Origin of the sequence: Methanobrevibacter sp. UBA412 (genome assembly GCA_002495685.1) — an archaeon.
In the GTDB taxonomy this organism is placed as follows: Archaea; Methanobacteriota; Methanobacteria; order Methanobacteriales; family Methanobacteriaceae; genus Methanobrevibacter_A; species Methanobrevibacter_A acididurans.
Window position 1 is genome coordinate 49,908 of the sequence record DAGJ01000018.1, and the last position, 12,874, is coordinate 62,781.

Here is a 12,874-nt window from a genome sequence, read left to right on the forward strand (position 1 = left end):
TAAATAACTATAAAATAATATATCAAAACACATATTTAAATTTAATAAAAAAATTATAATAAAAAAATATAATCTGAAATTTATAAATATAATATTAAATAAATTAGAAATCATTATGAATTCCAGTGAAAAAATAAATTTAACAACCACCAAATTCGAAGAATTTTTCACAACAAAATATAAAGATAAAGTATATGATGTTTTAGAAAAATTTCCCGATGAAAAATCACTTATAATTGAATATCCTGAATGGGAAATGTTTGATCCTGATCAAGCGGACTTATTACTTGACAAACCTGAAGAAGTAATAAATGCTGCTAAAACAGCACTGAAAAATATTGATCCCTTAATGAAAGATGCGGATATTAATATAAGATTTGCACATGTGACAAATATAATTCCATTAAAAGTTTTATTAAGTAAATACATAGGAAGTTTTGTATCTGCAGATGGAATTATACGAAAAACAGACGAAATACGTCCCCGTATAGAAACTGGAGTATTTGAATGCCGAGGGTGTATGAGGTTACATGAAGTAGAACAGACAAATGATAGACATGTCATGGAACCAAGTTTATGTAGTGATTGTGGTGGACGATCTTTTAGACTTTTAGAGGGGGAAAGTAAATACATAGACACACAAACAGCACGTATGCAAGAACCATTAGAAAACTTATCAGGAGGAACAGAACCTAAACAAATGTTGATGGTTCTTGAAGATGATTTAGTTGATAAATTAAATCCTGGAGATAAAGTAAGAATAACTGGAACACTTAAAACATTCAGAGAAGAACGTAGCGGAAAATTTAAAAATTATATCTATGTAAATTACATTGAACCATTAGAACAAGAATTTGAAGAATTATCACTTAGCGAAGAAGATGAAAAAGAAATTTTAGAATTAAGTAAAGATCCTGACATATACAATAAAATTATCAAATCCACAGCTCCAAGTATTAAAGGATATCGAGAAGTAAAAGAAGCAATAGCATTACAACTTTTCGGAGGATCTGCAAAAATCTTAGAAGATGAAACTAGACTACGGGGAGATATACACATTTTAATAGTAGGGGATCCAGGTATAGGAAAATCTCAAATATTAAAATATGTATCCAAATTAGCTCCTAGAAGTATATATACTAGTGGTAAAGGTACAACAGGTGCTGGATTAACCGCAGCCGCAGTTAGAGATGAACTTGGAGGATGGTCCCTTGAAGCAGGTGCATTAGTACTTGGGGATCAAGGTAATGTTTGTGTCGACGAATTGGATAAAATGCGAGCTGAAGATAGAAGTGCACTTCACGAAGCATTAGAACAACAAACTGTAAGTATAGCAAAAGCAGGAATAATGGCAACATTAAACAGTCGTTGTAGTGTACTTGCAGCAGCAAACCCAAAATTTGGGCGATTTGACCGATATAAAACAGTAGCAGATCAAATAGATTTACCTTCCCCAATTTTAAGCAGATTCGATTTAATGTTCATCATAGAAGATAAACCAAATGTAGAAAACGATAGGGAACTAGCAAAACATATATTAACAATTCATAAAGAGAACAATGTAAATTATGAAATAGAACCAGAATTACTAAGAAAATATATTGCATATGCACGTAAAAATGCTAACCCAAAATTAACAGATGAAGCAAATGAAGTATTAGAAGAATTTTATGTTAGTATGAGAAGTGGTGCAGTAGAAGAAGAAGCACCAGTACCAATAACTGCAAGACAATTAGAAGCAATTATCCGTTTAGCAGAAGCTAGTGCTAAAATTAGATTAAAAGAGTATGTGGAACCTGAAGATGCTGAAAAAGCTATAAAGTTACAACAAGCATGTCTTAAAGAAGTAGGATACGATCCTGAAACAGGGAAAATAGATATTGATAAAGTAGAAGGCCGTACACCTAAATCAGATCGGGACAAATTACAGGTTGTAATTGAAGTAATTACTGAATTACAATCTGAATTTGAAGGTAATGCTCCAATAAACATTTTAAAACAAAGAATGTTAGAAGATTATGATGTTGGTGAAGAAAAATTAAATCAAATGATTAAAAATCTTAAATCTAGAGGAGTTATATTCGAACCTAATGCTGGAAAATTAAAAAAAGTCTAAAAAAAATTTTATAAAAAATAAAATTTTATTTATATAATAATTATTTATACAATAGTTTAATATAATATAAAAAACTAAATTTATATATTATATTTTTATTGATAACTTTTTAAACAAAATATTATTTTTTTTAACAAATTTTTTCATGAAAAATTAAAAATATAGATTAATGGAGAGATAAATCATGGATGACTATAATAAATTACTAGATCGTGCAATAGACCAACTACCTCCTGAAGTTTTTGAAACAAAAAGATTCAAAGTACCTAAAGCATACAGTGTAATACAAGGAAATCGTACTTTCATACAAAACTTCAAAGATGTAGCTGAAGTATTAAACAGAGACCCTCAACACATATTAAAATTTTTATTACGTGAATTAGGTACCGCTGGAAACTTAGAAGGTCAAAGAGCAATATTACAAGGAAAATTCAACCATTTCCTTATTAATGAAAGAATAGATGAATATGTGGAAAAATATGTTATCTGCCACGAATGTAACAGACCAGATACAAAAATTATTAGAGAAGACCGTATATTCATACTTAAATGTGCAGCTTGTGGTGCAAGAGCACCTTTAAAACCAATTTAAGGAGATAAAATCTCCTATATTAACTTTTTTTAAAAAAAAGTTATCTTTTTTTACTATTTTGATTATTATGTTTTGCCCAGAATGTGGAAATACCGAAGAACCATTAATCAATGGCGTGTGTAAAAACTGTTTTTTAAAAACATACCAAATGATAAAAATCCCTGAAAATATTGATGTTATAATTTGTAAACATTGTAATGCTAAACTTTTCCAAGGACAATGGATTGATGAAGAAATACCTGAAGAAGAAATAATTTATAGAGCTATTGAAGATGCTATAAAAATTGATGAATTAACTGAAAATCCTATAATTGACTTAGAAATTCTTCAAATGCGTGGAACTATAGCTGAATGTGAAGTAATAGTTAATGGAAACGTGTTAAACACCGATATAAATGAAATTTATAATGTTAATGTTAAATTAAATCATAACGTATGCCCTAATTGCAGTAAAAAAGAATCAGGTTATTATGAAGCAGTAATACAATTAAGAGCAGATAATCGAGAAATAAAACAAGAAGAACTTAATAAAATTGAAGGGGTAGTACAACATACAATCAATAAACAAGCCAAAAAAGATAAATTAGCTTATATTCCCCAAATATTAACCCCTAAAGAAGGGTTTGATTATTATATTGGTTCATATAAAACAGCAAAAAAAATAATTAATAATTTAAAAAATGAAATTGGTGGAGAAAGTAAAGAATCTCCAAGATTAATTAGTGAAGATAAATCTACAGGAAAAGGTTTATATCGTATATGGATTTCATTCAGATTACCCGAATACGAAATTGGTGATTTTGTAAAATTTGAGGATAAAATATTAGAAATTACACATATTAGTGGACATAATATTCACTGCGAAAATCTTCAAGACAGAAAAGATTTTAATATCCAGTGGAAAAACAGTACTAAAGTAAAATTACTTGAAAAAAATACAAAGGTAAAACAAAGTATTGTTACGGATAAATCTCCTAGTATGATACAAATTTTAGATCCTGATGATTATACTACAGTTGATTTAGAAATGAATGATAAATTTAATAACATTAATATTGGTCAAGAAGTAGATACTATTAAATTAGAAGGCCAAGTTTACTTATTATAAATGAAAAGAATTTTAGTGATATTTTATGAGTAATCAAGAAAAATTAGAAATAATCCAAAATGGAACACTTGAAATTATAGAACCAGAAGAATTAATAGAATTATTTGATAATGAAAAACCAATAGCTTATACTGGTTATGAGCCTTCTGGTAAAATCCATTTAGGTCATGCAATTACAATAATGAAATTAAAACAATTACAAAAAATGGGTTTTCATATAAAAATATTACTTGCAGATTATCATGCTTACTTAAATGGAAAAGGTAATCTTGAAGATATTAAAGTTACTGCAGAATATAATAAAAAATGTTTCCAAGCTTTAGGTTTAGACTCTGAAACTGAATATGTTTTAGGTTCTTCATATCAAACTGAACCAGAATATACTAATAATGTTTACCAATTAGCTACATTAACTACATTAAAAAGAGCTAAACGTAGTATGGATCAAGTTAGTCGTCATGATGACAATCCAAAAGTTGCTAGTACAATTTATCCACTTATGCAAACCGCAGATATGGCTTATTTGAAAGCAGATGTTGCTTTAGGTGGAATGGAACAAAGAAAAATTCAAATGTTAGCACGTGAAACATTACCTAAAATAGGGGAAAAAGCTCCTGTTTGTATACATACTCCTTTATTACATGGTACTGATGGTGATGATAAAATGAGTAGTAGTAAAGGTAACTTTATTGCTGTTGATGATACCCCTAAAGATATTAAGAAGAAAATTAATAAAGGATATTGTCCTAAAGGAGAAATTGAAAATAATCCTATGATTGAAATTTGTGAAAACTTTTTATTCCCTAACCAAGAAACTATTAAAATTAGTCGTCCCGAAAAATTTGGTGGAAATTTAGAATTAACTCACGAAGAATTAATAAAACAATTTAGTGCTAGTGAATTACATCCTATGGACTTAAAAAATGGTGTTAGTGATTTCTTAATAGAATTTTTAGAACCTGTACGTGAATTCATGGAAGAATAAAAAAAAAGTATATTTGGAATAATATAATAATTATTAATTAAAATGTTTGAGTTGATATAATGGATGCTGAAGAATACGAAATGAGATTACCTAATGGTGTTGGAGAACAAGTCTTAGCACACACTATTGATAAATTTGAAGTTAAATTAAAACAAACTGAATATGGTCCTAAACTTATAGGGACTAAAGAAGAATTAGAAAAAGCTAAAGATTTTATGACTGATTCAATAAAAAAAAGATTAAAAGAATTAGAAAATTAAACATATATTATTTTTCTTAACTTTTTCTTTTTTTAGATATTAAACTGGATATTTCTACACCTATTAAACCACCAAGGAATCCAACTAGTAAGTACATTGGAATATAAGTTAAAAGAAGTAAAAGCACATTTAATATAAAATTATATTCTATAGTTACTAAAAGTGTTCCAACAATAACAGAACAGATTCCAGAAATTAATCCCATTAATATTCCATGAATAACTCCTTTTCCAACATTAGGTTTATTAATATGTGTTGAAAAAATTATAATTCCAATTAACACAAGTAATAATAATAAACCATTAATAGAAAATTGTTGTAACACAAAACTTAAAATGTAAGATATAATAAATGTTACAATTCCACCAATGCATATTAATTTCCAATCAATTTCATCTATTTCTAAAAAATTTAACATATGATATTATTCCTCAATTACAATAATTATTTATTTATCTTATCTAATGTTATTTACACAAATATCAAATAATGGTGCAACTGCTTTTTGAATGTCTCTACTTACAAGATTAACTCCATTGTTTGCATTGATAATCTTAAAATTATGATTTCTACATAAATTTTCATAGTTACATTGAACTTTAGTTAAAAATTCTTTATTTTCAAATTCATCAATTCCAGTTGTTCGTTTAAGACTTTTATCCAAATCGATATTTAAGTATAAAACCATGTCAGGATTTTTAACAAATTTATTAATTTCATATATCCAATCTTGTGGTTCTTGGTAAGCTAAGCTACTGTAAAATGATCTATCACTTAAGACTATTTTACCCTCTTTTTCATATGATTCAATAGTGTTCATTAATTGCATTCTATCTGCTGCAAAAAGTAAACCTAATGTTTTTTGCACATTACTTGTAGTTGAATCTTCATGAGTTAAAATTTCTCTAATTACTTTACCAACAGTTTTATCAGTAGGTTCCACAACACATTCAACTTTTAAACCATTTTTTTCAAGATAATTTTTTAGTAAATTTATTTGTGTTGATTTACCACTACCATCAATTCCCTCAAAAACAATATACATATAATATAATTTTATAGTTTAAAATATATAAAATAGTTATAGTATAAAAAAATTGGAGTACAACTTATGAAAATACCTGAATTATTATCTCCTGTAGGTAATGTAGAACATTTAAAAATTGCGGTTTTAGCTGGTGCAAGTAGTGTATACTTGTCTGGTAAGAATTATGGTGCTAGAAAGTATGCAGATAATTTTACAATTGAAGAAATAAATAAAAGTGTGGAATATGCACATATGCATAATGTTAAAGTTTATATTACTGTAAATACTTTAATTAAAGAGGAAGAATTAGGGGAATGTTTAAAATATGTTTATGAATTATATTCTTTAGGTGTTGATGGTGTACTTATCCAAGATATAGGTTTAATGAAATTAATTCATGAATTTATTCCAGATTTTAATATTCATGCTAGTACACAAATGAATATTGAAAATATAAATGATTTAAAATGGGCGAAAAAAAGTGGTATTAGTCGTGTGGTTTTACCTAGAGAATTAACTTTAAATGAATTAAAAGATATGACTCAAGAAGCGCATAAAATAGGATTAGAAGTTGAATTTTTTGTTCATGGAGCTCAATGTTACTCTTATAGTGGAAGATGTTTATTTAGTAGTTTTATTGGAGGGCGTAGTGGTAATCGTGGTACTTGTGCACAACCATGTAGACAAGCTTATACTTTAACTGCTGATAGTTGTAATGGTAATTTTTACAAATTAGGAAATAATGATGGAAAATATTTTTTAAGTCCTAAAGATTTAAGTTTATATGGTAAACTAGATGTTTTAAGTGATATTGGAGTGGATTGTTTAAAAATTGAAGGGCGTATGCGTAATAAAGAATATGTTATGATTACAACTAGTACATATCGTCAATCTTTAAATAAGTTACGAAGAAGAAGTAAGGACAAAGAATTCACAACACAAAAAGGTCATGAAGATTTAAGTTTAGTTTTTAATCGAAAATTAAGTACTGGACATTTATTTAATAATGAGGATTCTAATAAGATAATGAATATTGATAATCCCAGCCATATTGGATTATATATTGGAAAAATTCAGGAATTTGATAAAGAATCTGGAAAATTTTTCATACAATTAAACGAAAATTTAATCCATATCCCCCAAAAAGGTGATGGTTTAGTTATTGAAGGAACTCCTTTAAAGAAAGATAGTAAAACTCATACTTATGGTTTTGATATTAGTGGAAATCCCCATTTTAAAAAATCTAAAGCTTATTGGAAAAAAAATAGATTAATAAAAGAAAAAGTGGAAGGTAAAGTTCTTATAGTTCAAAAAGTTAGGGAAAACAAAAAACCTTATATAAACATTGAAAAAGGATGTAAAGTTTATTTAAACAAAAGAAATAGTGTTAATAAAACATTAAAAGAATTAGAGCATGATTCTCAAAGTCAAGGTTTTAGAAAATCTACACTTCACATAAAATTTAATGTGGATAAAGAAAATTATCCAATAATAAAAGGAACTATTAAATTAAGTAATGGTGAACTTGTAACAGTTAAACAAAAAGGATTGAAACCTTGGGAAACAGCTAAAAACCGACCTATTAATGAAAAAACTATAGAAAAACAAATCAGCAAAATTAGTGATTTGCCTTATTATTTAGAAACAGTAGAAGTAGGGAGAATAAATAGAAATTTATTTACTCCTATAAGTGATTTGAATCAATTAAGAAGAAATTTTTTCAAAAAAGCTGAAGAAAAAATTTTAGGTACATATCTTCCTAAAAATAGGGATCTTAAAAATTCAAAAGAAAAGATTAAGGAATATCTTAAAAAAGAGAATCAAATCTCAATAAATAATAAATCAATAGATAAAAACTTAAATGTATACATTAATAATTTAACAGTTTTAGAAAATTTAAATGAAAATATTTTTAATAATATATATTTTGATATTCCAACAAAAAATAGTAAGTTAATAGATGAACATAAAAGTTTAGATATTAGTTATTGTGTTAATATTATTAAAGAAGCTAATAGAATTTGTGCTGAAAAAAATTGTAATTTTATTTGGATGTGGCCAAGTATAGTCCATGACGAATTATTTGAAGATTTGGTTAAAGTTTGTGGAATTCTTTCAAAAGTAAGCACAGTTCCTTCAATAATGATTTCTAATTTAGGGATTGGTGAATACTTAAAGGATAAATTTAAAATTGAAATTTATGGAACATATCATTTAAATATTTCTAATAGTGAAAGTGTTAAAAAGTTAAATAATTTCAAATTACTTACTATTTCCCCGGAGTTAAGTAAAAAAGATTTTAAGAATATTTTTAATAGTTATAATAAAGAGTTTCCAGTTTTAGAAATTCTTATCCATGGAAATATGGAATCATTAATTAGTAGAAAAAATATTCTTCCACATGATATAAAGAATTCCCTTAAAAAATTGGATAATCCAAATAATGAGATTAATAATGTTTACTTAAATGATAAAAATAAGAATAAATATTCTCTTTATCGTCCACTTAATGAAGATGGTGTAATGATGTTAAATTATCAAGATTTATGTCTTATTAATGAAGTTGATTTTTTTAAAGATAGTGGTGTTAATAATTTCAGTATAGATGCTAGATGGAAAAATATAGATTATGTTAATAATATTGGGAAAATATATAAAGATGCTATTAACCTTGATGATGTTTCTAAAAATAATTTAAATAGTATTAAGAAGTATTCTCCTAATATTAGTAGTGGAAATTTTACTCGTGGATTTTAAACAGCGATTTAATTATTGTAGGTTATTTATTATGGCAATGGATTTAGAACAAATTGATGGTGTAGGAACTAAATTATCTAAGAAAATATTAAATAGTGTTGGGGGAAAGGAAAATCTTTCCCAAATCGTTGAAAACCTAGATTTGGAGCAATTAAGTAAAATTGATGGTATTTCACAAAGAAAAGCTATTCAAATTATGAATAGTTTATTAGGAAACCCTCAAGAGAAATTTTTAAAAAGTGAAAGGGCTCATGTTTTGTATGAAGAGATTATAAGTAAAATTTTAAATTTTTCTAATACAAATTATAGTCGTAATCGTGTCCAATTATTGTCCCCTACAACAGATATTAATAAGATTAATAGGCATTTAGATTTTGTAATGGAAGCTAAGGATAAAATTAGTCATTTACCTATTGATGATTTAAAAGTTTTAATGAAAAATTTAGGAGAACCAGAAGAAGTTAAAGGTTCTTATGATCCAAGTAAAGTTATTGTTGTGGAATCTCAGGAAGATGGGAATTATTTAACTGATTTGAATTTAAATAAGTATTATCCTATTGTTGTTGCTAGTAATTCCCAATTGTTTGCTGATGAAATTAGAGATTATGAAGTAATTTTTTATGTTTATAATGAAGGTTTCTTGGATTTTGGTGATATGGGTAATGTTATTATGATTAGTCATGAATCTCCTGTTTATGAGATTGTTCCCGAAATGGTAATTGATTATTTTGATAATAATAGAGAATTATTTGAAAAAATTTTTGAAATTCGTAATATTTTAGGCTTAAATAGTGTTTGTGATTGTGTTGAACCTTTATTAAGTGATTTGGATGATTTTAAAAGTAATGATATAAATATTGAAGAAATTGTTTTAAATGTTAAGCAAGATATGGATGAAGAGTTAAAAAATAGTATAAAAAATGTTGATATTGGAGGAGATGAAGTCCTCGATTTATTAAATAATGATTTACCTAAAAAAATAGAGGAAATATTTGAAGAGATTATAAGTAAAGGTAAAGAAAAATTATTAGAAGCTACCCATATTGACTTTGATCCTTACATAAAAAAATATCCAATCGAAATAGATAAAGAAGAATTAGAAAGAATAAACCAAGAACAAGAAAATATCAAAACAACAAATTTATATGATAAAAAAATAACAATAGCATCCCAATTATATAATATCAGAAAACAAGCTGAAGAGGAAATAGAAGAAACTATAAAATTTGATTATGAATTCACATTAGGAAGTTTCGCATACACATACAATTTAAACAAACCCAAAATAAGTGAAAATTTAAAAATAACACAAGGAATAAACTTAAATTTAGCCCTAAATCAAAATATCCAAAAAATAGATTATCACTTATCCCCTGAAGATAATATAGCATTATTAACTGGGGCAAATAGTGGAGGAAAAACAACACTTCTAGAAACAATCGGTCAAATAAATATAATGACCCAAATGGGTTTACCTATACCTGCAAAAGAAGCAGAAGTAAAAATATTAAATGAAATATATTACTTTAGCAAAGGAAGATCATTAGATGCAGGAGCATTTGAATCATTTCTTAATGTATTCATGCCAATAGTAACAAATAATCATAAAAAATTAGTATTATTAGATGAATTAGAAGGAATAACAGAATTAGAAGCAGCAGTGAAAATAATAAGTAGTTTCATTGAAATGTTAAAAGAAACAGAATCATATGGAATAATAGTAACCCATATGGCAAAAGAATTAAGTAATTACACAAAAGTACGTATAGATGGAATAGAAGCAAAAGGATTAGATAAAAACTATAATTTAATAGTGAATAGAACTCCACAAATCAATCTTCTAGCAAAAAGTACACCTGAACTTATTCTAAAAAGAATATATGAAAACTCACACGGAAAATTAAAAGAAGTATATGGAGAAATACTTAAAAAATTTTAAAAAGAAAATAATAAAATACAAAAACAACAAAAATTAAATAAATATAAATTAAAGGCCTAAAGATAAAAATGAAAGTTACAAGCAACACAAGAAATCCTAATCTAAAAAGATTAAACGAAATAATCAAAGTACTGCGGAAAAATGGATTAGAACATATTAACGAACACGCAAAACTATCACACAAAAATCCATTTAAGAAAAAAAGTAGTGAAGAAGAAGAATTAGAAGCAAATACAAACTTACTTGCAATAAGAGTAAGAAAAAGTTTCCAGGAATTAGGACCAACTTTCATAAAATTAGGCCAAACATTAAGTACACGTCCAGATTTAGTAGGATATGAAATGGCGGATGAACTAAGTAAATTACAAGATAATAACCCTGCCATACCAGTTGATGAAATAAAAACACAAATAGAAACAGAATTAGAAAAACCCTTAACAGAAATTTACTCAGATTTTGATGAAACACCAATTGCAACAGCAAGTATAGGACAAGTACATCATGCAACCCTAAAAAAAGAAAAAAAAGAAGTTGTAGTAAAAGTACAAAAACCAGGATTAGAAGAAATAATAAAAACTGATTTAAACTTAATGAGATTCTTCGCTAAACGTATAGACAAATATATATACAGAGCAAAAACTTTAAACTTACCCGCTATCGAAAAAGAATTTGAAAGATCCCTAAACAAAGAAATAGATTATAACCAAGAACTTTCAAATATGCAAAGATTTAGAGAAAATTTCAAAGATGATTATGGAATTTATATACCTAAAGGATACCCAGAATATTCCACAAAAAAATTAATAACAATGGAATTTATTAAAGGAAAAAAAGTATCAGAAGTAATAGAAAATCCTGAAGGATATGATGCTAAATTAATAGCAAATAGAGGAGTAAAATCCTATTTTAAACAAATTTTAATAGATGGATTTTTCCACGCAGACCCACACCCTGCAAACATATACATTTTAAATAATAACATAGTATGTTATTTAGATGAAGGAATGATGGGATGGATGGATACAACATTCCGTGAAAACTTAGCCGAACTATTCCTATTTTTAATATCAAAAGATGCAGATAATATGATAAACCAATTAAGATATATGGACATATTAACTGATGAAACAGATATAAAATCCTTAAAATATGATTTAAATGATTTAATAGCAAAATATTATGGTGCAGAATTACAAAAAATGCAAGGTGGAATGACAGATTTAATTAACTTAATGATAGATTATAATGTTGCCCTACCAAGAGAATTTGTATTAATGGCACGAGGAATAGGAATGATAGAAGAAACAGGATTAGCTTTAGATCCTGAATTTAATGTAGTTAAAGTATTAAGTCCACTAGCAGAAAAAATATTACTAGACAAATTTAGTCCACATCGTGGAGTAGATTATATAAAACACAATATCATAGAAGTAGAACATATAATGAAAATTTTACCAAAATTTGCAACAAGTATGTTATACAAAATTGAAGAAGGTAAAATAGAAATAGAAATAGAACCTAAAGGCCTTTCACGTGCTACAGATATGGTATCAATGTCAATCATATTAGCTGCATTGTTAATGGGATCATCATTAGTAATGATAACAAATAAAGGTTTAATGATAATGGGTTATCCATTTTTAGGATTTATTGGATTTACAATAAGTTTATTTGTAGCATTAATAAGTGTTTATAATTTCTTTATAAAAAAAGAAAGAAAATAAAAACATACTATTTTTTTTAAAAAAAAGTCATAACCTAAATAAATAGATTATGACTAAATATTACCCGTATACTAACTCTCATGAATCATAGGTAGATTACCCTTCCCTCCTCGAGCAACCCTCGAAACAGGCAGCCTGTGCAATGTTAGGTTATTAATTTAGTCACAGATGGTAAAAAAATATAACTTTATCTCATAAAAAATACCTATATCATTGTTCACTAAAAAAAATTAATGATACGACAATAATAAATATATTAAAAATAGTATATAACATTTTTTAAAGAATATATAAAAATTAGTATAAAAATTGGAATAATAAAATTAGTAATTATAAAATGAATTGGCAGCGAAATGAAATTCCCAT

The 12,874-nt window shown here is 26.5% G+C and carries 10 protein-coding genes; 8 read left to right on the forward strand and 2 right to left on the reverse strand.

Annotated elements, in window-relative coordinates:
* Positions 1–115: 115 nt before the first annotated feature.
* From BP997_RS05255 to BP997_RS05275, 5 genes are all read left to right on the forward strand, one after another.
* Positions 116–2,116, forward strand: a complete 2,001-nt coding sequence (locus tag BP997_RS05255) for an ATP-binding protein (protein WP_413823557.1) — start codon at positions 116–118, stop codon at positions 2,114–2,116.
* Between the two features lie 184 nt (positions 2,117–2,300).
* A complete protein-coding gene (locus tag BP997_RS05260) occupies positions 2,301–2,708 on the forward strand; it encodes a translation initiation factor IF-2 subunit beta (protein ID WP_409197965.1) in 408 nt (135 codons plus the stop codon).
* Positions 2,709–2,775: 67 nt separating this feature from the next.
* Entirely contained in the window at positions 2,776–3,816 is a 1,041-nt protein-coding gene (locus BP997_RS05265) for a 60S ribosomal export protein NMD3 (RefSeq protein WP_413823556.1), read from the forward strand.
* A gap of 25 nt (positions 3,817–3,841) precedes the next feature.
* Positions 3,842–4,801 (forward strand): tyrosine--tRNA ligase, encoded by a 960-nt coding sequence (locus BP997_RS05270; RefSeq protein ID WP_413823555.1) that lies wholly within the window; start codon positions 3,842–3,844, stop codon positions 4,799–4,801.
* 59 nt (positions 4,802–4,860) lie between these two features.
* Entirely contained in the window at positions 4,861–5,061 is a 201-nt protein-coding gene (locus tag BP997_RS05275) for a hypothetical protein (protein ID WP_409197968.1), read from the forward strand.
* A 16-nt stretch (positions 5,062–5,077) separates the two neighbouring features.
* On the opposite strand, the gene BP997_RS05280 is transcribed toward BP997_RS05275, so the two are convergent.
* Positions 5,078–5,479 carry a hypothetical protein gene (locus tag BP997_RS05280; protein WP_409197969.1) on the reverse strand — a complete coding sequence of 134 codons (402 nt, stop codon included), beginning with the start codon at positions 5,477–5,479 and terminating at the stop codon, positions 5,078–5,080.
* Positions 5,480–5,518: 39 nt separating this feature from the next.
* Positions 5,519–6,106, reverse strand: coding sequence for a dTMP kinase (tmk, locus tag BP997_RS05285; protein WP_409197970.1), 588 nt, complete (start codon positions 6,104–6,106; stop codon positions 5,519–5,521).
* Positions 6,107–6,172: 66 nt separating this feature from the next.
* Between tmk and BP997_RS05290 the strand changes: the two genes are divergently transcribed.
* From BP997_RS05290 to BP997_RS05300, 3 genes are all read left to right on the forward strand, one after another.
* On the forward strand, positions 6,173–8,845 hold the full coding sequence (locus BP997_RS05290) for a DUF3656 domain-containing U32 family peptidase (RefSeq protein WP_413823553.1): 2,673 nt from the start codon (positions 6,173–6,175) through the stop codon (positions 8,843–8,845).
* 31 nt (positions 8,846–8,876) lie between these two features.
* A complete protein-coding gene (locus BP997_RS05295) occupies positions 8,877–10,784 on the forward strand; it encodes a MutS-related protein (RefSeq protein ID WP_413823551.1) in 1,908 nt (635 codons plus the stop codon).
* A 68-nt stretch (positions 10,785–10,852) separates the two neighbouring features.
* A complete protein-coding gene (locus tag BP997_RS05300) occupies positions 10,853–12,508 on the forward strand; it encodes an ABC1 kinase family protein (RefSeq protein ID WP_409197973.1) in 1,656 nt (551 codons plus the stop codon).
* Positions 12,509–12,874 lie beyond the last annotated feature (366 nt).